Raw genomic sequence first — 21,373 nt, forward strand, 5'->3', positions numbered from 1 at the left:
CATTCCTTGTTTGATTCTTTAGTGAACTCAACTTTATTACACCACTTTTGGCATAGATTTGTTAATGTATACCAAAAGTTTAAAAGGATACTTTAGATGGATCTAGATAAGGCATTTATGCTTAAAGCATTGGAGGTATCTCGGGCTGCTCTGCCTGAGTGCCAACCAAATCCTCCAGTAGGTTGCGTTCTCGTTCTAGGCGGGCAAGTCATTGCCGAAGGATTCACACAAAGAATTGGTGGCAACCATGCTGAGGTTGAAGCGATTAGTGCTTATGATGGCCCTATGGAAGAAGTGACTGCATATGTCACTCTTGAGCCATGTTCATTTGTTGGCAGAACTCCGGCATGTTCTTCTGTAATCATTAAATCAGGAATTAAGAGAGTTGTAGTTGCTATCCTAGATCCTGATGAAAGGAACAATGGAAAGGGTCTTTATGCTCTAAAGAAAGAGGGCATAATAGTGGATATCGGTGTCGCTTCAAAAGAAGTTAGTGAATTTTTGTATCCTTATCTTGGAAAATCATAATTAACCTCGTATAAGTTCCTAGCGAGGATGGTGATGTATTACAGGATTTTGCCCCCAAATTGGCTAGGTGGTTAACCCATTTATGCCCCAAAGATTGTCACACAGGCAGAAACATCGTGATTTGTGAGCAATATTGTTGACCTAGTTTTCGTAATGTCACAAGGTGCATACTGGCTCTATCACTTGGTCTTGTATTTACCGAACACAGCGACTGCCCCAAGGCTTATTTAAAAGGAATTAGAATGTTTGTAATCGCGATTTGTACATTGCTCGTGTTGTTGTTCTTTTGTTTCAAGGAAAAGGATGGGTTGTTGGATTCTAAAACACCAGTACAATTTTTATAGTTCCCGTAGTGGGTATGCAGAAAGCAAATTATGCCACCTTGGTCTCACTAACAAGGCGAGATGGAAGATTAAAGAATAAATTAAAGTAGAAATATATGAAAATTGAGCTATGGGAAGGCGGGCTTCTATCCCACGAAGTAGAAGCCATTGAAAAAATTGAAAAGCACTTTGAAGAAAAGACTGTCAAAAAAGACTCTGTGCAACCTGCGAAGTTAGAATCAAAGAAACCCATGAAAGGTGGATCGATTGCTGATCAGTTAAGTGGTTTGAAACCCAACGCACCAAAAAAATTACCAGTAAAAGACAGTATGTTCCCTTGGAAGGGATATGCTGGCTTTCGTTTGGTTGAAAATGGTAAAGAAGGTGAATTTGATTTAGTGATTGTCACTCACTGCAATTTTATTATTGTTGAACTTAAAGACTGGAATCACGGCAATATAACTTGCCAGGGTAATAAGTGGTTTTTAGGCAATAAAGACATGGGGAAATCTCCTGTTGAAGTGACGCGGAATAAGAAATACCTTCTTGATCGAAAGCTTGATAAGTTCAAAGGCAAGTTTACTAATGGGGGGCGTAAACCTTTTATTCACTTTTTAGTGGTGATGACTGGTAATGCTGATTTTAGTAGCTTAAAAGAAGATCAAGCTGAACATACCATGTCGCTTAGTGACTTCTTAAAACTTAAAAATGAACATGCCTTTAATAAGCTATTTAAACCGCACCCGGACTCCAAGGTTTTGAATCAAGACTTTCATATTTTTGATGAGCTGTTTGATAGAAATACCGTGCCTCCTAAGCAAGTAAGCGTTAATGGCTACACATCTAAAGAATTAATTTTTACTCATCCTGATGAAATTTATCAGGAATTCGAAGCCGTATCTGAAACCACCAGTAAAGATACAGCACTTTTGCGCTTGTGGAATTTTAACAAGGTTGCAGGCAGTAAGGCTAAAACGCAAGATGGGCAGCATGAGATTGTATCCCGTGAGCGAGAAGTTCTAAGCTATATAAAAAACAATAACCTTGATCTATATAATCACTGTTTGAACTCACTGGTAGCTATCCAAAAAGAACAAGTATCAACCCAGTATTCAGAACTATATGAACTTAAACCCAACCATGTTCGTTTTAATGAGTTTGTCGGTAAGTTTGTGGGCGGGTTTGCTGAAGCGGATCGCATTAAGCTAGTCACTTTACTTATTAGTAAATTTGCTAGCTTGCATGAAACAAAGGTGGCCCACCGTGATTTAGGAAATCACAGCATTTGGCTGTCACCCAGTAAAGATGTGGCCATATCTAGCTTTATATCAGCCTATCACCAGCCACAAGGTACGGTTGGGGATTTCAGGGACCTTTTGTCAATATCTGGCAGTACCCCCTATGGCATGCAAGTCAATGACAAGACCACCCCTTATCAAATAGACGTATATTCACTGGCTGTCATGGCATGGCATGTTATCAATGCTGAGCAAATATCTCCTAAAGGTTTAGAGGTTTTTAACAACGAGGTTAAAAGCGAGAACCATTGGTATTCTAATGTTATTAAGAAGGGGTTGAGTCAAGGTTACAATAACGCTGTAGAGATGTTTGATGCTTTTAAGCAAGCCGAACCCAAAACAGAGATAAATTTGGATTTTGATGAGGCAGAGTTAGATGCTTACAAGCGATCTATCAAACTTTCTCGTCAATACCCAGAAGATGATGATGAGTTTTTAAAAGAAACAGATGAGAAGGAAGTTTATCTTTCTAACGGTAATTTGGTTAAAGCTTGGCTGAATGTTTCTGTAACAGACTGCAGCGCTCGTTTAGGTTATGACCTATTACATTTCTTACAACGTGTAGCAAAACTTAAATCTATTGCGCCACCTTATTTACCGACTATTTTCGAATTTGGCCTCGCCACCAAGAGCTCTGAGTTATTCATTGTATCTGACTACATTGAAGGCCCTGCTTGGGGCGATATTGAACCAGGTGAGAAAAACTTACCTCTGGTTCATAAATTGATTCAGGCGGTTGAGCATCTGCACACATTGCATATCCCTCATGGTGATATTCACCCTGACAATGTGATTGTTAATGTGGAAACTGAAACCGTTACATTGATTGATATTCCTGATTTCTGCCTTGATGGGAGTGAAGTTAAAAACCACACTTATAGTCCAGACAATATTGACGGCTGTACCGCATATGAAAGAGATAATTTTGCAGTGATGCGAATGAGTGCTGAGTTGCTTGGCCTAGAGTGGGGCAAGCCAAGCGCTGATATGCAGGATATAAGCGATGTAATTCAGGTTGAGCTGAATGATGTTGAATACGGATTTAAGAGCTTAGAGCGCTTTAAAGATGCCTTAAATGGTAGTGATTCGGATATTGAATTTATTAATGTAACCCTTAGGCCTAAAAATGATGAGATCTTTACTACATTAGAAATATTTCCAGAAAATGGTTCGTTGTATGTTGATATTCAATCAAGCAATCAAAACACCGATAATCTGATTGTGGAAATTTATGGCATTGGCGGTAGTGTTCGGTTCTTTTATGCCAAATATGAGAAAGAATTAAAGTTTGGGTTGAAGCCAACCTCTAGAGCAGATGTTAGTCCGAAATATAGGGAGAAAAGTAAATTAGAGTTACCTTATGGATTAAGAATTCATTGTGATTATTCTCCAAATATTGACGCCCTAAACAGAGATTTACGTCAACGAGCTGAGTTTAGACGTGCCATTTCTCTTTTTGAATCGGTTGTAGCAGAAAATTCTCAGGTAGAAGCTAGCCCAGAGTCTGAAACAGCATCAACGAATGATCCAATTATTAAGCCTGTCGATATATCAACCCGTGATTTATGGCGTAACATTTTAAAAACAGAAACGGAATCATATCCATATATCGAGCTGGCTACAGAGGCTGAAGCCGTCCCTGACCATGATGATGAAATTATCTTAAATCATGAATCTGAACATGACCCATTATCTAAATTTAATAGGAATGATGTGATTGAAGCGGTTCAACGCAAGGGGGACGATGAAAAGGTTTTGGGGGTTGTTAACCTTAAAAAATCAGATCTAACTGAAGTACGTTTGCATAAAATAAGAAGTTCTGCAAAGCACCTTAAAGAGTCGGAAGAGGTATTCTTCAGAACCAAGCAAGATAAAGCGTCTTATGAAAAACGAAAAGGTGCGTTAGAAAAAATTCTGGCCAGTGAGTCAACCATACCTGACTTGGTTGATTACTTTGAGCCCACTTCTGATAGAGACCCTATTTCATATGAAATTACGGTCACAGACAGTGACTTTGAACGCTATGACCGTGAAGATGATAAAGGCAATTTGATAAGCTTAAATGAGCAACAAAGGTTGGCATTTCGGCAGTTGCTGAGAACTGGCCCGGTATCTTTGTTACAAGGCCCTCCTGGCACGGGTAAAACAGAATTTATTGCAGCTTTTGTTCATTATTTAATTGAAAAACAAGGGGCTGAAAGAATTCTGTTAGTGAGCCAATCACATGAGGCTGTTAATACTGCAGCAGGACGAATTCGTAAACACTGCTTGCGATTAAACACCCCGTTAGACGTTGTGAGGTTTAGCAATAAAGAAAGTTCTGTATCTGATGGGTTAAAAGATGTTTATTCGCAGGCTTTGGTGGATGAGCGTCGGGCTCTATTTGTCGCCGAATCTAAAGAGCGTGTTTCTTCTTTAAGCCAGTCGTTAGGTCTTGATAAGGCATTTTTGAGTGAGGCTTGTGAGTTAGAGCTGCTAATCATTAGGCAAATAGATACGCTTCTCGGGTTTCAAAAGTCTATTGAGAAAGAAGGTACTCATGAAGATGATATTGAAGGATTGAAAAAGCAATTTAAAGAACTGTTCTCAAATCTTAAGGATAGAATACTGAATCAATTTGAAATTCAGCTTAAAGCGGATAATTTGGCTGGTATATCATCGACATTATGGGCTGCTTTAGAGGCTGCTTATGCCATACAACCTAAAGAAAGTAAGCGTGCAAAAGTACTTTGTAAAATTTCAAGAGATATGCTTGAGGTATTAGAGAGCGGACGTGTTAACTATGATGAGTTCTTTGCACGTTCTAGGCAGTTAGTAACGGGCACTTGTGTGGGGATTGGCCAGCGCCACATTGGTATTGCAGAAAATCAATATGACTGGGTTATTATCGATGAAGCTGCCCGTTCCATCTCTAGTGAGTTAGCCATCGCCATGCAAGCTGGTAAGCGAATATTATTGGTCGGTGATCATCACCAACTACCGCCATTATATACCAAACCTCATAAAAAGGCCTTGGCAAAAAAACTGGGCGTATATTCAGATGAGGTCGATCTAGACGAATTAGTACAATCCGATTTTGAAAGAGCTTTTGAATCACATTATGGCAAATTGGCCGGTGCTAAATTACTTACCCAGTATCGAATGGTTGAGCCCATAAGTAACATGGTATCTGATTGCTTTTATCAAGGTGAACTTGTAACAGGATTTAGGGAAATACCAGATGTTTACCAGTCTCTGCCTAATGGCATAAAAGCTTATACAACCTGGTTAGATACAGCTGCGTTTGGTAAAAGAGCTAATCATGATAAAGATGGTAAAGGCAGCAGTATTGCCAATGCCACGGAAGTTAATGTGATTATTAAGCTATTATCTGGAATTGCTCAGAAAGATGATCAAGTTGAGTCTTTAGCTTTACAAATGAATAAAGATAAAGGCGAATTGCCCATTGGTATTATTTGTATGTATGCCGAGCAAAAGAAACGTTTGCGTCGGAAAGTGGCAGAGCAGACCTGGAGTGAGCAGTTTAAATCATTGATACGTATTGATACTGTTGATAGCTATCAAGGTAAAGAGAATAGAATTGTTATTTTATCAATTACGCGTAGCGACACTCACCAAAGTCCAGGTTTTTTACGGTCGCCAAATCGTATTAATGTGGGTCTTTCACGGGCGATGGATAGGCTGGTAATAGTGGGCAATAGTGAAATGTGGAAAGGTAAAAACCAAGAGTTGCCGCTGGGTAAAGTATTTGACTATATCGAGCAGAGAAGGTTAAAAGAACCAAGCAATTACAGTTTGATTAATGCGGAAAATTTCAAAGAGGTGAAAAAGTAAAATGAGCAACCTGAAAATCACCTTTAATGAAATTGACTTTATATTGCCAAGCTATCGTTACAATATTAAGTTTTCGTATGCCACCAAACAGGGGCTGCCCTTTATAAGGGAGTATATCCTTAGACTAGCACAGCTAGGGGCTATCTCGCCAAATCATATTGCTCGCTATTTTGGATTAAATGAGCGAGAAACCAAAGAAGCTATCTCTGATTTAATAAAGAGAGAAGAGCTTAAGTACAACGATCGTGATCAAGTTCTCCTGACTGAAAAAAGCGAAGGTTACTTTGAAACGTTAGGGAGTACTTTAAATGTAAGTGAGTTGCGCTCTACCGGCGCAACGCTAGGCTTTGAATTAACGTCCTTAACCTGTGTTTCTACGCAAAATAAACGTCTAGGAAGATTATGGACTCAGGGTTTTAAACTAGATGTGGCCAGTAGCAAAGTGGCTAACAGAGATAGACTGGTCTCTATGGCCTTTCAAAGGCACTTCCAAGACCTAATTGAAGATGGCTACATGGATCATGTAAAAGATAAAGAAGGTGGTAAGCCAAATATCTATAAAGTGGAGTCGCTAAATCAAATTGGAAGCGAGCCCTATCGCATAAAATTAGCATTTGAAATGGATGTCGATGGTAAAGCGGTTGACACAAATGATATCGAGGGCCTTAAGGACTCTTCTGAAGCTTTGGAGTTGATCGCATCTGAGATTAATGCTCAATCTAGAAGAAATAACCATATAGAGATTCTAGGTGCCATAGAAACATTAAAAGACAGGAATACACAAAAGCTATTCAGTGCCAGTGCTTTTAAAGTGGATGAATTTATTCAGTTAAAAGCCGGAGAGTATGTCAATAAAGGAAGGTATATTCCATTTGTTGGAGGTTTATATAGTCCTGAAAATTGGCCAAAATTTTCTGAATTATTTGAAAAAGAGAAGAAAGCTATTATCGCACAGCACCAAGATGATGTAGTGGATATGAAATTGTTAGTCCCAAGTAACCCGTTCTGGGGTAAAAGTGATCGTATCAATTCTTGTCTTACTGAGCTTGTGACTGGGAGTAAGACAAGCGGTAAGAAATCTAAAAGAGTGTACGATTTTAAAGTCATGGTACCTTTATCAGACGAATATAGCTCTAGAGAAAAGAATGATTGGTTACATAATTTAGCGGATATTAAAAATAACCTGCATGGATATGTGGAGGGTTACCTAAACGGTGATGTAGAGGTTGTGTTGCTTAAAGATAGGCTTGTGGCTGTAACATATTACTTGAGCTTACCTGAGAGTTATCGTGTACCTGTGCCTATTGGCTTTATATCTACGGATAAAGGCGTTATTGGTTCAGTTGCGCATTCGTTAAATGGATATTTGTCTGAGTTTTATGATGAAGATAAGAGAAAGAGCTTAGGCAGTTTTGGCAAATTATAATGTACACATATATAAACAGATATAATCCGATTAAAGGCGCAACTAACAAGTTGCTGCACAAGCTAAATAACTTGCTGCGCTCCTAATTTGCCGCAGAGCGCGGCGTTAACCCATAGAAATATTTATCCGAAACTGAAGAGTTAGGGTTAAAGCTTTAACTCGGAAGTGTCCAGTTCCGAGTTAGCTCTTGTGTTACCACAGCCATCAATAAAGCTAAATCGAAGAGATAATAATGCGGGTGCAGATGAGCCAGCGAGTATCCAAAACAAGGATGTTTTGGTTAAGCCCACATGGAGGTGCTTGCGGCGTCTCGCTGGATCATCTGCACTTGTAGTCAATCTCAAACCTATGAGAATTTAATTGGATCTGATTACATTTTTATAAAAAAAACCTTCCAACCCGCTTTTGTCCAAATGAGCGTTTAAAAGTAATACACTTACTATCAAAAAATGACATTGATCCTCAGATAACATATCAAACTATTGCGTTGTTGCCGTTCAGGACAGGCTTAAATTTCTATCCAATTTCTTATGATCGTATAGCTAAGCTAACCCTTAAAAGCATTTATAACTCAAACAGCACATCGGTACGGATAATATATTTTACCCCTTTATAAATGGGCTCAGAACTGTGAATACAATGTAGCGGATGCATTCCATGTGGAAAACAAATAACACTGCCCGCTGGGGTTCGTATATCTACTGTCTTAACATTATCACCACGCTTGGCTGGTAATTGTGGATTATCGGCATTGACTAAAAAGCGGGTTGCACCGCCTTCAAAGTCTTCTGTTAGTAAGATTAAAAAGGTCAATTGGCTGTACCTGTCACCAAAAGCATCTCGAACTAATTTACCGTTTATAACTTGGCTACCAGGCCAGGAGCCGTCGGAATGAGGCTTAAAATAATCCCCTTCGTTATAACGGTAAAATCGAAAACGGTTATTTAACCCTAACGCCGCTTTACCGGCAAAAATGCCCAGATTATCGTCCATTAAGTGCTTAATTCTATTCCAAATAACTTGTTCAGTAGCGTTATCAACCACCCAGGTTAAGCTATCGTTGTGTCTCACATTTCTAGGTAGAGATACCGCAGCATCCGGTAAAAACCCCATTGACTCACTAACCGCAATTAACCGCTGACACTCATCTGCCGACAGCACATTAAGTAATTGAAATGCGCCCGGTACTTCGGCTAACATTTTCTTACTCGGCTGTGTTAAGGACGTGTCGTTAAGTTTAGCAACATTGGCCTGATGATTCGCCCAGGTCGGCAGTGCTGGATGCTCTGCTCCGGGTTCATGTGCCACGACAAAATAATCTGAATTTACACTCGATGTGCTCATCTATTTACACCTTTAAACCAAAAATAAAAAACCAGAAAACAAAAACTAGTAACTAGTAACTCATTACTCGTACCTGGGCAAATTGGCGATGACCAGCGGCGGTGCCATGAAAGCCCAAACCACTGTGCTTAGCACCAACCCACGGCGCGTTGCCTGCGCCCGCACCTTGATTAACGCCAACCATTCCGGCCTCAAGCTGCTCTGCTACCGCTTTTGCGCCCTGGCCGCCAAATACCACAGCGCCTAATCCATAATGACTGTCATTCGCGCGACTGATTGCTTCATCTATTTGCTTAAAGCGACTTATTGCCACCACTGGGCCAAAGGTTTCTTCGTGCTCAAGTAACATATCTGGCGTTATCCCGCTCACCACGGTTGGCTGAATAAAGGGTAACGGATAATTATCACTGCCCAGTAAAAATACCCCGCCTTTGGCTTTAGCATCTTGCAACTGCTGCAGTACTTTTTGATGCTGTGTTGGGTTAACCATAGGGCCAATATTCACCTGAGGCTGATCCCATTTACCCACTTGATAACGACTGGCCAGCATAACTACCTTTTGTTCAAACTCATCCGCTATACGCTCATCCACATAAATCCGCTCAGTTGAGGTACACATTTGCCCGGCATTTTCAAATGAACTGGCAACCACAAACCTCACAGCGGCATCTATATTGGCGCTGGCCATTACAATAACAGGGTCGTTACCGCCCAGTTCCATCACCAAACGTTTTAAGCCCGGTGCTGCACTGGCCATAATGTGTTTACCCGCCGCCATTGACCCGGTAAATGCCACCATATTGATATCTGCTGCCACCAATGCTTGGCCAAGTGTTTTATCGCCTTGTGCCAGTTGTAATACATTTTTTGGCAACACCTTATTCAGGGTGTTAATAAATAACTCGGCCACTAATGGGGCTTCTTCCGACGGCTTTAATATCACGCTATTACCGGCCATCAGTGCTGGCATCAATAAGTTATTAGCCATGGCTAACGGGTAATTCCAAGGGGTAATTACCGCAACAATCCCTAGCGGTCGATAGTGTAACTCGGTGTGGTTATCGAGTTTTTCTGTGGTTAATGCCTCGCTTATTTCGCTGGCAAAATAGGCGGCGTTTTGTATTGTGCCGCCAACTTCATAGGTGGCACGGCGATAATCCTTACCCATTTCCTGGCTGATTAACGTCGCTAGCTCATCTTGCACCGCCACCAGCTTTTGATAAGCCTTCACCACATATTGCTCACGTTCAACAATCGGCAAGCTAGCCCACGTTTTTTGAGCTGCCCGGGCTGACGCTATTACGGTCGGCAATTGTTCAATGGCTAAGGTTTCAACGCTGCCAATGGCGGTGGCTTCAACATCATCGCCATTGCCGACGTTGCGATAACTTGCGGGATCGTACGAGGTTAATACTGCCATAAAACAAAAATTCCTTAGTGGAAAATAATGTTTGCTTGATTATCGTTTTACCCTCAACTAGCACTAGAAACTAGCTGTCTTTGATTAACGTAACGACAATTCAGCTTACATAAAAAGATAAAAATACGATTAATAACGCTATTTTGATACTATGGGATATAAAAGCAACCAGTATACTTTTGGTAACCTAGGCAGAAATAATGAAAACAACAGTTGAAACAATGGATAACGGTCAGAAAAAAGTTATCAACCCGTGTGCAGAACCCTGCTTAGTTGAGCGTGGAATGCGGGTGTTAGGCGGAAAATGGAAGGCCTCAATACTGTGGCATTTACAGGATGGTCCGGTGCGATTTAATGATTTAGCGCGCATGTTAGGCGGTGCCAGCAAAAAAATGGTCGATCAACGTCTTAAAGAATTAGAAACACAAGGGTTAGTGACTCGCCATGTGATTAACGACCGCCCTATTGCAGTGTCTTATGCCATTACCGACTTTGGCCGAACGGCATTGAATATTTTAGAGCAATTAAAAGACTGGGCCGAGGAGCATAGCATTTAGTGATAGTCGGCAGACTCACCAGACATCTGCATCCGGCCGATGCAGCCTATAATTAACTATTTTACCCAATACCTTTACCAAAAAATGAATGAGCTTATATGTGCTCACTCATATATTTTCTGCTCATTCGCATAAAGCGTCGTCAAGCGCCCTGGTTAGCATCAAGTGGATAACCACTATTTGAGTGTTTACTCCTTAGCTAGCTGCACGAGATAATCGATCATTTACCGCTCGCCACTCATTTGTTTCAGGTGGCTGCTCGACAATGATGTTGTCGACGCCCTTTTTATCCACTTGATATAAGGTGACATATAACTGTCGACCAAAAGCGAGTGCGTCACTGGGGATTTTGCTCCACTGCGCACTTGGTACACCACTTTTAAACTGTTCAATCACACTATCGGACCATAATACAAAATGAGTATTACCTTGAGCCAATGTATGCATGTCAGTTCGCAGTTGATCAGCTGATAAGATCTGTAATTGCGCTTTAGGTTGATAATGCGCTTTAACATTACCAGGCACCACTTCGGTATGCTCCTCTGGTGTACTAACTGTTATCCCCAAAGCTAGCGACAGGGCATCAGAGTCAATAGGGCCTGCCCTTAAAATACGGGGTGTATCACCCACTAAATCAATAATGGTCGACTCTAACCCATATTCACAGGCGCCACCTTCCAGTACCGCAGCAATTTTGCCCCCTAAACCGACCATCACTTGTTCGGCAATGGTTGGACTAAGCTGCTTATAAGGGTTAGCAGATGGCGCTGCAAGCCCAACATTAAGTTGTTGCAGCACGCTGAGAAATAACGGATGCGATGGCATGCGTAAGCCAATTGTCTCTAAACCACCGGTCACGACATTGTCTACATGATCAGCTTTTTTCAGCAACAAGGTCAACGGACCAGGCCAAAAGGTATTCGCTAAAAGATAGGCGCTTTGAGGAATATCTTTAGCCCACTTTTCAAGATGAGACACATCGGGGATATGGATAATCAATGGATGATTTTTAGGCCGGCCCTTGGCTTCAAAAATTTTGCCAACGGCATCTACATTCGTTGCGTCAGCGGCAAGTCCGTAGACAGTTTCGGTTGGCAGTGCCACACACTCACCGTTTTGCAATAAAGCCACAGCTTGAGATACAGCGCTATCGCCTGTTAATAACACAGTAGAACTTACTTGACTCATTTTCGATTTACTCACGGATTACACAAAAGACAATACACAGGCCGGATAACATCTGGTCTGTGTATTTTAAAGGTTTCTACTCCATTCGACTAGATTAAATGCAGATGTTAAACGTCTATGCTAAAGGCTTACCTTAAGTCACAGCATTATGTTCATTAGCCTGCGATAACCATTGCCCCTGATAATAGCGCTCGATCACTCCTTCATCGGCCCAGCGCAGTAGGTACAACCACTGGTTATCGACTAACCAACGCACATTGTCATGCTTGGCGATGATCTGCTCAATCGGTTCTCTCGGGGCCGCTAAGTAAACCGCTAAACGCTGTGGTTGGTGCATCCACTTTTCACCATTGTGCAGTGACTGCATCGACAGGCCAATGCGTAAATCGCCACCATTCCCTTCAAATACACCAACATGCCCCGCCACCGCGTTATGCAATAATTTATTACCACAGCCGTATTTCGCGTTGTCTGTCACCGAGGCATTATATTGCATGTTGATCCAGTTGGTGACGACCATAGGGGCGGTCATGATTAACTCTAATATTGCAAAGCCGTTATCATTTTGCCATTGATAATCATGTAAAAAACTCCGACCCTGTAGGTTAACGTTTCTGGTCCAACTTCGAGGCGCGACAATAAAGGCGGCATTGTTAGCCAGTCCCCACTCGGGGCGCACTTGAGACCAGTCATTGCTGCGCTGAATGTAAAATTTATCCAGCGCATCTGCACTGCTATCGGTTAAGTGAGGTGCAATATGCTCAATACGTTCACGCTGTGCGCTTTTTGTTGCGGCTTTTAGCCATAGTGTTGAAGTATGGTCTAGCTCAGCATCAAAACAATCAATATGATCCGTGGTGGTGTTGTGCAAGGCGGCCACAAAATGTGTGGTCTTAGGAATAACAACATCTAATGCTAACAAGGTGTTACGCACATCGATATCATTTAATAACTGCGCTAAAACTCGCACGTTTACTTCACCGGTTTGACCACCACAGGCGCCGCAATCTAAACCCGCTGCGTGCAAGTTATTGGTTGTATGACTACCGTGTCCCACCAGCAATACTCTTGGCGCAAACTGGGTTAAGCCCATCGCATGTAAAATACCTTTGGCCAGTTCGGCTTTATCGGTTAACGACAGCAACTGATCATTTTTGCGTAATATCCAGCTTTTTTGATGGGTCAGCACATTTACGGGGTTGAGTGTTTGCTTAGCAAAAAATGACTTTTTGAGCATTTTAAAGGCATATAGCCAGCCCATGGACTCCACCATAGAAAATGCTGACGGTGCTGCTTGTGACCATGTTTGCCAGCGTGCCTTATTGTTCAACATATCGGCCTGGGCAGAGGTGTCGCGCCATTCAGACACGCGTATCACTGGCCTTAGCAATCCCGGAAGTTGTGGCCGAGACAGCTCGCTGTCGTGGGGTTGATACTCGATAGGCAAGCCGAAAAAGCCTGCAAAACCGATAGTTTGAATGTCATCACTTTGTTTTTCTAATGCTCGACGTATCACTTCAGATCGAACATCAATACAAAATGCCGCCTGTAACTTTGGTAATGTTACAGGGTGCTTAGCCGCACTCAGTAACTGAGCGTTTAGCGTGTGTTGATAACTCAGTTCAGCCGCTTTTGCCCACACCCAAAGCGGTTGCTGTGCTTGTGCATGTTGTACTAGCAAGTTAGGCAGTTGCTGTTTTTCAGCTGACCAAAGCGCGGCTAATTGACTAAAACTGTCTGCTTGCTGTGCTTTTAGGTAACGCCAAATGACCAACTCCCAGGCCATACGAATAGCCAGTAGTTGCAACATGTCATCGCTTGGTGTGGAATCTAAGTCACCTTGCCAACGCAAATAGGCTACCCAGGATGCCCATCCATTGATATCAAGTAATAATCCATGGGCATAGGCCTCTATAACCGTATCATCGACACCTAATTCCTCAACGGCCTCAGCGAGTAAGGCCTCAGCATCTTGTGGTAATTGTTTAAAATACTGCAGTAAACCTGGCTCATCCATAATAATACTTAGGCCACGATCACGCCCAGTAATCTCACGCCAGTGGCGATATAAGTCAGCTTGTGATGCAGCATCTTCACCCGGTAAAGTCGCCCGCTGTGGTTGATAATATGCTGCACAAAATTGGCTAATTTGATGAATAATCTCATCATGCCATGCCATTTTATGTTCATCGCGTTGGTTATCCAGCAAATCGGCAATATTGTGCCAATGAGCAAAATCATCAGTTTGATTTAAAAAGGCTTCAAGCTGTGTCACTGACATCGAGACATCTTGTTGTTCAGCCGCTAATTGTAACGTTCCCTGACTGATTTCGCCTCGTGCATATAAATCTTGATAATGGCTTTTAGGCATTAAACATTGAATACGATCAAGTGCCGATATGCGCGCAGAAACTTGCTCAATGGGTTGCTGACGCATTTGCCAAAATGGATTAACCGCAATCATTTTATCAAGTGGCCATGTCGGTGCAATTTTCTGACCCGCTGAAGTAAGTTGCGCTTTTTGACTATCAGTCAACACGGCTAACAAAGGTGTTTGGGTGGCAATGTTCATGTTTATCATTCCTCAACTTTACTGGGTTTGGCACTTTCTAAAACCTTGTTATTAATGCTTATAGGCATCCGTACAGGCCACAATTTTAACGTGAGTCGTGTTAACCATTCATCTAAATACAAGCCAGCAAATAAGGCGATATACAAACCTTGCATTGACGGTTTATGTGGCTGGTACTTCAACATCCAACTTAGAACAAACAAACTGATAAATAATAGGGCTGCGACAGTATCAAGCGCACTAAATGCTTCAACATGCATGACTGGTATAGGGCTAATGATTGCCCCAAACACCCATTTAAAGCCGCTATAGCTGAGTATTAATACAATACTTAATCCCAGTACTGGCATAATACTTTTATGTTGCCGTTCACTATGGCGCTGGGCAATTAGCGTGGTTAGCGCTAAAGCTAGCAACAACCACATACTCCATACTCCCTGGTGGTCTATCACTATCACGGCTATCGACACTATGATGGTCGACCATACACCAGCCACAATCCAGTCCAACACTTTAGGATGGGTCGCGGGCGCCAGACGTCTTTGCATCTCTTCGTAAACAGCGCTGCCAGAGTTTAAAAATGCGTAGGCTTTGTAGACTGAGTGAGTGAGTAAATGCAGTAAGGCTAATTCAAATAATCCTAGGGCACATTCAACTAACATCAAGCCCATCTGTGCACTAGTTGACCAAGCTAAACGCACCTTCATACTAATTCGAGTAGCCATAATCAATGCGGCTATGACTGTGGTTAAGCCTGCAACAATTAACACCAGCCATTGCGCTACAGTTGATTGGATAAACAAGGGGGCAAATAAAATCAATAAAAATCCCCCGAGATTAATCACCCCAGCATGCAGTAAAGCACTTACCGGTGTCGGCGCTTCAACAACCTGTATTAGCCAGCCATGAACCGGCAATTGAGCACACTTTATCAACGCAGTTAGTGCGATTAGTACAGCGGCTATGTGATCGGCGGTGGTCTGTTGCAGGCTGTCGTTGGTCGCGACGGCATTAAAGTGGCTAATTAACTCACTGATGAATAAAGTGCCGTGCTGCTGATACAACAATATAATTGCAATGAATAATAAGGTTTCTGCGGTTCGAGCTAAGAGGAATTTTTTATGTGCTGCCAGCGCAGCACGAGGACGTTCTGGGTAGAAGGTTAAAAGCTTATGCAAAGCTAGGCTAATCGAGACCCAACCTAGCCATAACAGCAGTAAGTGGTTACTGATTAACACCACTGAAACCGCCGCAAGAACATTGAGCAGCCAACGCCAGTAAGTATCACTACGGGGTTCACCCGCCATATAATTGCGTGAAAAAGCAATTAAAATGGTACTCATAAATACTACCAACCCCATCATCACAAGGCTGAGTGTTGATTGGCTAATATACTGCGTATCAGCCTCTAGTTGAGGTAATGCAAAATGTGTAACTAAAGCTGCAATATAAAGCGCCACAATAACGCCACTGAGCATAGCGCCCAAGTGAGTATTATTTTTACAAATGTTATTTTTTAATCCATAACGCCCCCGCCAGATGCTAGCCAAAATTAACATGATGGGAATACATAACAAAAAAATCGATGGTATTGCGATATTCATAATCAGCCTCTTCTTTTAGTGGCATGAGTATGTCAGAGCTATATATTTAATAAAAATATATATAAACTAACTAATCGTTCTGTTTTGGTTAACTATAAATGAGCCGACTTAATTATCATCATCTTTACTATTTTTGGCGTGTGGCGGTTGCGGGTAATCTGACCAACGTAGCCAAAGAACTGCATATTTCACAATCTGCACTGTCAGCTCAAATTAAACAGTTTGAGCACAATATGGATGTGAAATTATTTGAGCTAAGAGGTAGACGCCTGAATCTAACTGTTCACGGTCATCGCGTGCTGGCTTATGCTCACGATATATTCAGTAAAGGTGAAGAGCTGGAGTCCTTTTTACGCAAAGGCAGTATCAGTGAAAAACAGCATTTATCTATTGGAGTATTGACCACACTATCGCGTAACTTTGTCGAGAGTTTTATTAGTCCGTTACTGGCAAATCCTGATGTAAGCTTTTCTTTAACGGCCAAAGGAATGACCAACCTGCTCAATGATCTTGCTAACCATGAACTTGATTTGGTACTGACTAATCTGCCTATTGGTGTCGATAAAAAAGATCCATTATGGCAAGCCCAGTTGGTATCGCGTCAGCCTTTAGCGATTGTTGGCCCAAAAGTTAACCGAATACATGATAGTTTCCCTAATGGTTATCAAAATATGCGTTGGGTATTACCGGGGAAAAATACAGAAATTCGCGCGGCATTTAATTCCTTCTGCGCAACCTGGCAATATCAACCTGATGTGCAAGCTGAAGCGGACGATATGGCAATGTTGCGGCTTTTAGCCCGAGACAGTGGCGCGTTAGTGGTATTGCCACCTGTAGTAGTTAAAGACGAAATTGAGCAGGGTATATTAGAGGTATATCAGCGTTTACCTAATGTTTATGAAAATTTTTATGCCATTACCGCGCAGCGAAAATTTGTGCCTGAGGTATTATTAGCCTTGTTAAAACAACAAATTGACCCTGAGTTGATGAACTGATTTATCACTATTTTAAAATCTGTTTTAGAACAACTTAACCTTACAGCAAGTCGATTAACTGGCTTAAGCCTTTATACTAATGCCTTGATGTTTTCAGCTATCAAGGCTTGTATTTGCAACCATTGTTCAACCTGCCATTGGCCCTCATGGGGCAGCATAGAAAAATGATCAGCTTCAGCCATAATCACTCTACTCAATGCGTTTAATATTCATGTTGAGGATTATCAAAAATAGTCAGTTGATTATGCTAGCACTAGTTTCAGCTATAGTTCTAGTTTCAGCTAATTGGTGCTTATCGCTATTTTTTTAGATAATAATTGGCAGCAAAATCGAGGAATAGCTTTGCTGGTATAGGTTTACTAAAATAATAGCCCTGTACTAAATCACAGCCTAACTTATCTAATAATGTTAGTTGTTCAAGTGTTTCAACACCTTCGGCAACCACTGTCAGGCCTAAACTATGCGCCATGGAAATAATGGCATTAACTAATTCACAATCGGCTTTATTTAACGGTATGCCATTAATAAAGCTACGGTCAATTTTAAGTACATCAAAGTCATATTGCCTTAAATAACTTAAAGATGAATAACCTGTACCAAAATCATCCATTGATAATTTTATGCCCAACGCATTAATTTTAACCAAAGCATCATGAATTTGTGATTGGCCAATCATTAACACGCCTTCAGTAATTTCAAGTTCCAAATCTTCGGCGCTTACATTAGCATCAATAATCGCATTTTTGATTACACTCAGCAGCTCTGCATCCCTAAATTGACGCGGAGACAAATTAACTGCCATAGTATATTTTTGTTGATAAATATTTTGCCATTGATGTAAAAAGTGCAGCGCTTGTTTCAGTACAAATCGCCCAATTGGTACAATCAAGCCTGTATGTTCAGCAATAGGGATAAATTCATCAGGAGTGACATTACCCAGTGTTGAATTGTGCCAACGCAACAGTGCTTCTGCACCGGTAATCTGTCTTTTTTTAACATCAAACTGGGGTTGGTAATATAATTCAAATTCATTACGCTCCAATGCGCCATGCATTTGTTCTTCAATTTTAAAGCGGCGGATCATCATGGCATTCATTTCTTTAGAGAAAAACGAACTAGTATTACGTCCTAAATCTTTGGCTCGATACATGGCTGTATCGGCATTACGCAGCAAATCAGAGGCAGATAGGCCATTTTCAGGGTAAATGGCAACACCAATACTGACCGTCAGCATTAACTCCCTACCATCTATGATAAAGGGTGCTCTAAAGGCTTTGAGCAAATTGTCAGTAATAACTAACGCATCATGCTGCTCTTGGATACCACGCAATAACACGATAAACTCATCACCGCCTAAACGACCGACAATATCGGCTTCTCGCAGAGTTTGCTTTAATCTATTGGCTGACTCGATTAACACTTTATCACCGACTTCATGTCCTAATGAGTCATTCACTTTTTTGAAATCATCTAAATCAAGAAAAAGTACCGCTGTTTGCTCATCATTTCTCTCAGACTCAAGCAGCATTTGTGATAAACGGTCCAGTGCTAAGAAACGATTGGGTAATGAGGTTAAGGCATCAAAATATGCCTGTTTACGGATGATTTCAGCTGATTTATATTGCTCACTAATATCACGAACAATTGCCACAATTTGATTATATGAAGCAAGATAGCTCAATCTTGCCTCAAAATAAACTAATCCATGGGGCATATTTAGCTCATATTCAAAGGTAGTCATTCCGTGCTGATGTAATACTTTATCTATATGAGCTTCAAACTTACTCACAGCCTCATCAGGTAAAAGATCTGTCATACGTTTGCCGATAAACTGGCTGGGGGCAACGAAGAGATTTTTTTGATCTGCCCCATGGTAATCAATAATAGTCCCGTCCATTTCCATCAAGAAAAATAAATCAGGTAAGGCCTCAATGATCGTCTTCAGCATATGATCTTTAAATTCAGCCTGGGATTGAGCATGCTTAACATCGGCTAAATTAACATCAAGACAGTACATTTGTTTTTTATTATATTGGTTAATAAACAGTACATGGCTTGAAAAAACGCTAACATTGCTGCCATTTTGATGGCGTAAGGTAATTTCTGATGCAGGGATTTCTATGCCTTGTGTTATCCAATTATGATGCGCAGTAATCACTAACTCACGCATAGAGATAGGAATAATGAGATCTTCTAGCTTTTGTCCTAATGCTTGTTCTTTACTGTAACCATAAAGTAACTCACTGCCCACATTCCAATAAATCACCCGCCGCTCTTCATCGTATCCTTGCACCGAAACAATGTTTACGGCGTCAAACAATTGGTGAAGCGAATCATTGAGAACATATTGCTGAGGAGGCACAGTGCCAAGCTTGATTGATTTCATACTAGAATAAACCCGAGAAGTCCTTTGTTTTATAATAGACCCCAATCATCATTTTAACATCTATAAGCCCTAATAAAGTTTACCGTATCACTTTTGATCAATGCGTTGCCATGATCACTTTGCTTCATTGTCTGATCAAAATATAAAAAAAGGTGTTCAGTAATTGGATGACTAAACACCTTGGATTACTAAACACCTTTTTTATCTATAAATACACTAATGATCAAATTTCATAATGCGATGTGAAGCTTACTCATTTTACTTAATGACTAACCAGCACTTATCTAAGCATGAATTCTTGGGGGCAATATGAAGTTTTATTTGATCAGAACTCTAATAAAGACTATAGCCATTTTGAGATGCTGGTTAATGGCTACTCCAAGTAAAAAAACAGCCTATCCGCTGATATAATATTCAATGAATTATCTACAATATAAAGGTGTTGAGGTTTTAAATCGCATAACCTAATTAGATAAGACCGAGACAACTACTTTTAATTGACAGAGACTTTAAACAAGCACCATTTCAGGCACTAAGCTTGGCACAACAAGTTCCCCAGAAGTCAGTTTGATAATATCTTCAACACTGACACCTGGCGCTCGTTCAAGTAAGTAAAATTTACCATTTTTTATTTCAATAAATGCCAGATCGGTGATCACTTTCTTAATACACGCCTTACCCGTTAACGGTAATGTACACTCTGTAAGCAGCTTCGATTCACCATTTTTGGAAGCATGTGTCATGGTCACAATAATATTCTCAGCGCCAGCAACTAAATCCATAGCACCGCCCATGCCTTTTATGAGTTTGCCGGGGATCATATAAGAAGCAATATTCCCCTGCGTATCGACTTCAAAAGCGCCTAAAACGGTTAAATCTACATGCCCGCCTCTAATCATGGCAAAAGACTCTGCCGAATCAAACACAACGGCACCGGTCGCCATCGTTACTGTTTGTTTGCCAGCATTAATCAAATCTGCATCAACTTCATCTTCGGTAGGAAATTGCCCCATACCCAATAGGCCATTCTCTGATTGCAGCATGACCTCAATACCATCTGGAATATAATTTGCGACTAATGTGGGAATGCCAATACCAAGATTGACGTAGTAGCCATCTTGAAGTTCTTGGGCGACACGTTTAGCAAGCTGCTCTCTTGTTAGTGCCATAATTTAAGCCTCCATTGCTATCGTTGCGGGACGGGTTGTCACTTGCTCAATACGTTTTTCAAACGTACCTTGAATAAGACGATCGACATAAATACCCGCGGTATGAATTTCATCTGGATGTAATTCTCCGGGTTGAACAATAATTTCAACTTCCACTACGGTTATTTTGCCAGCAGTGGCTGCCAGCGGGTTAAAGTTGCGGGCCGTTTTACGAAAAACCAGATTGCCAAATGTATCAGCTTTCCATGCTTTAACTATTGAAAAATCACCTTTTATCGACTCTTCTAGTATGTAGCTTTTACCATTGAACTCTTTAACGTCCTTACCAATAGCCACATCCGTCCCAAACCCTGTAGCGGTATAAAAAGCGGGAATGCCAGCACCAGCAGCTCTCATTTTTTCCGCTAAGGTACCTTGAGGTGTCAGTTCAACTTCAAGTTCACCAGACAGCATTTGAGCTTCAAAATTAGCATTTTCTCCCACATAGGAAGCAATCATTTTCTTTATTTGTTTATCAAACAGTAAGAGTCCCAAACCGTAATCTGTTGTGCCGCAGTTGTTGGATACCACGGTCAAATTTTTGGTGCCCATTCTTTTTATTTCTTTGATAAGATTTTCAGGAATACCGCACAATCCAAATCCACCAGCTATGACCGTCATACCATCTTCAAGGCCTGCTAATGCTTCGGCATAACTGTCAACGACCTTATTAAATCCAGACATAAAACG

General features: G+C 41.2%; 13 protein-coding genes. 5 read left to right on the plus strand and 8 right to left on the minus strand.

The features are described from left to right. Window positions 1-96: 96 nt before the first annotated feature. The 3 genes from ACRWQL_RS06185 to ACRWQL_RS06195 all read left to right on the plus strand — a co-directional run bounded on the left by ACRWQL_RS06185 (window position 97) and on the right by ACRWQL_RS06195 (window position 7,409). Window positions 97-528: a bifunctional diaminohydroxyphosphoribosylaminopyrimidine deaminase/5-amino-6-(5-phosphoribosylamino)uracil reductase RibD gene (locus ACRWQL_RS06185; protein ID WP_306134807.1), complete on the plus strand. Its 432-nt coding sequence runs from the start codon at window positions 97-99 to the stop codon at window positions 526-528. 439 nt (window positions 529-967) lie between these two features. Further along, on the plus strand, window positions 968-5,983 hold the full coding sequence (locus ACRWQL_RS06190) for an AAA domain-containing protein (RefSeq protein WP_434952778.1): 5,016 nt from the start codon (window positions 968-970) through the stop codon (window positions 5,981-5,983). Between the two features lies 1 nt (window position 5,984). Continuing rightward, entirely contained in the window at window positions 5,985-7,409 is a 1,425-nt protein-coding gene (locus ACRWQL_RS06195; RefSeq protein ID WP_434952779.1) for a hypothetical protein, read from the plus strand. A gap of 564 nt (window positions 7,410-7,973) precedes the next feature. Here the strand turns inward: ACRWQL_RS06195 and ACRWQL_RS06200 are convergent. Together ACRWQL_RS06200 and ACRWQL_RS06205 are read right to left on the minus strand one after the other, a co-directional pair. Beyond that, on the minus strand, window positions 7,974-8,753 hold the full coding sequence (locus ACRWQL_RS06200) for a prolyl hydroxylase family protein (protein WP_434952780.1): 780 nt from the start codon (window positions 8,751-8,753) through the stop codon (window positions 7,974-7,976). 52 nt (window positions 8,754-8,805) lie between these two features. Continuing rightward, window positions 8,806-10,173, minus strand: coding sequence for an aldehyde dehydrogenase family protein (locus ACRWQL_RS06205; protein ID WP_434952781.1), 1,368 nt, complete (start codon window positions 10,171-10,173; stop codon window positions 8,806-8,808). 200 nt (window positions 10,174-10,373) lie between these two features. On the opposite strand from ACRWQL_RS06205, the gene ACRWQL_RS06210 reads away from it, so the two are divergent. Beyond that, a complete protein-coding gene (locus ACRWQL_RS06210) occupies window positions 10,374-10,730 on the plus strand; it encodes a winged helix-turn-helix transcriptional regulator (RefSeq protein ID WP_434930386.1) in 357 nt (118 codons plus the stop codon). Window positions 10,731-10,925: 195 nt separating this feature from the next. On the opposite strand, the gene ACRWQL_RS06215 is transcribed toward ACRWQL_RS06210, so the two are convergent. The 3 genes from ACRWQL_RS06215 to ACRWQL_RS06225 all read right to left on the minus strand — a co-directional run bounded on the left by ACRWQL_RS06215 (window position 10,926) and on the right by ACRWQL_RS06225 (window position 16,094). Further along, on the minus strand, window positions 10,926-11,918 hold the full coding sequence (locus tag ACRWQL_RS06215) for an L-threonylcarbamoyladenylate synthase (RefSeq protein WP_434952782.1): 993 nt from the start codon (window positions 11,916-11,918) through the stop codon (window positions 10,926-10,928). A 133-nt stretch (window positions 11,919-12,051) separates the two neighbouring features. Further along, a complete protein-coding gene (locus tag ACRWQL_RS06220; RefSeq protein WP_434952783.1) occupies window positions 12,052-14,490 on the minus strand; it encodes a YbcC family protein in 2,439 nt (812 codons plus the stop codon). Window positions 14,491-14,495: 5 nt separating this feature from the next. Further along, window positions 14,496-16,094: an NADH-quinone oxidoreductase subunit L gene (locus ACRWQL_RS06225; protein WP_434952784.1), complete on the minus strand. Its 1,599-nt coding sequence runs from the start codon at window positions 16,092-16,094 to the stop codon at window positions 14,496-14,498. Window positions 16,095-16,192: 98 nt separating this feature from the next. Here ACRWQL_RS06225 and ACRWQL_RS06230 point away from each other — a divergent pair, with 98 nt between their 5' ends. Next, complete coding sequence (locus ACRWQL_RS06230) at window positions 16,193-17,089, plus strand: LysR family transcriptional regulator (RefSeq protein WP_434952785.1); 897 nt, start codon at window positions 16,193-16,195, stop codon at window positions 17,087-17,089. 298 nt (window positions 17,090-17,387) lie between these two features. On the opposite strand, the gene ACRWQL_RS06235 is transcribed toward ACRWQL_RS06230, so the two are convergent. The 3 genes from ACRWQL_RS06235 to ACRWQL_RS06245 form a co-directional block, all read right to left on the minus strand. Next, on the minus strand, window positions 17,388-19,475 hold the full coding sequence (locus ACRWQL_RS06235; RefSeq protein ID WP_434952786.1) for an EAL domain-containing protein: 2,088 nt from the start codon (window positions 19,473-19,475) through the stop codon (window positions 17,388-17,390). Between the two features lie 509 nt (window positions 19,476-19,984). Continuing rightward, on the minus strand, window positions 19,985-20,644 hold the full coding sequence (locus ACRWQL_RS06240) for a 3-oxoacid CoA-transferase subunit B (RefSeq protein ID WP_434952787.1): 660 nt from the start codon (window positions 20,642-20,644) through the stop codon (window positions 19,985-19,987). Window positions 20,645-20,647: 3 nt separating this feature from the next. Beyond that, entirely contained in the window at window positions 20,648-21,367 is a 720-nt protein-coding gene (locus tag ACRWQL_RS06245) for a CoA transferase subunit A (RefSeq protein WP_434952788.1), read from the minus strand. Window positions 21,368-21,373 lie beyond the last annotated feature (6 nt).

The organism is Shewanella sp. HL-SH4, from assembly GCF_051164845.1.
GTDB classification, from domain to species: domain Bacteria; phylum Pseudomonadota; class Gammaproteobacteria; order Enterobacterales; family Shewanellaceae; genus Shewanella; species Shewanella glacialimarina.

Excerpts from the sequence above, each read along its gene's own strand:
- ACRWQL_RS06245 (WP_434952788.1), bottom strand. The coding sequence starts at position 21,367 with ATGTCTGGATTTAATAAGGTCGTTGACAGTTATGCCGAAGCATTAGCA.
- ACRWQL_RS06210 (WP_434930386.1), top strand. The coding sequence starts at position 10,374 with ATGAAAACAACAGTTGAAACAATGGATAACGGTCAGAAAAAAGTTATC.
- ACRWQL_RS06230 (WP_434952785.1), top strand. The coding sequence starts at position 16,193 with ATGAGCCGACTTAATTATCATCATCTTTACTATTTTTGGCGTGTGGCG.
- ACRWQL_RS06240 (WP_434952787.1), bottom strand. The coding sequence starts at position 20,644 with ATGGCACTAACAAGAGAGCAGCTTGCTAAACGTGTCGCCCAAGAACTT.
- ACRWQL_RS06195 (WP_434952779.1), top strand. The coding sequence starts at position 5,985 with ATGAGCAACCTGAAAATCACCTTTAATGAAATTGACTTTATATTGCCA.
- ACRWQL_RS06225 (WP_434952784.1), bottom strand. The coding sequence starts at position 16,094 with ATGAATATCGCAATACCATCGATTTTTTTGTTATGTATTCCCATCATG.
- ACRWQL_RS06235 (WP_434952786.1), bottom strand. The coding sequence starts at position 19,475 with ATGAAATCAATCAAGCTTGGCACTGTGCCTCCTCAGCAATATGTTCTC.
- ACRWQL_RS06220 (WP_434952783.1), bottom strand. The coding sequence starts at position 14,490 with ATGAACATTGCCACCCAAACACCTTTGTTAGCCGTGTTGACTGATAGT.
- ACRWQL_RS06185 (WP_306134807.1), top strand. The coding sequence starts at position 97 with ATGGATCTAGATAAGGCATTTATGCTTAAAGCATTGGAGGTATCTCGG.
- ACRWQL_RS06215 (WP_434952782.1), bottom strand. The coding sequence starts at position 11,918 with ATGAGTCAAGTAAGTTCTACTGTGTTATTAACAGGCGATAGCGCTGTA.
- ACRWQL_RS06205 (WP_434952781.1), bottom strand. The coding sequence starts at position 10,173 with ATGGCAGTATTAACCTCGTACGATCCCGCAAGTTATCGCAACGTCGGC.
- ACRWQL_RS06190 (WP_434952778.1), top strand. The coding sequence starts at position 968 with ATGAAAATTGAGCTATGGGAAGGCGGGCTTCTATCCCACGAAGTAGAA.
- ACRWQL_RS06200 (WP_434952780.1), bottom strand. The coding sequence starts at position 8,753 with ATGAGCACATCGAGTGTAAATTCAGATTATTTTGTCGTGGCACATGAA.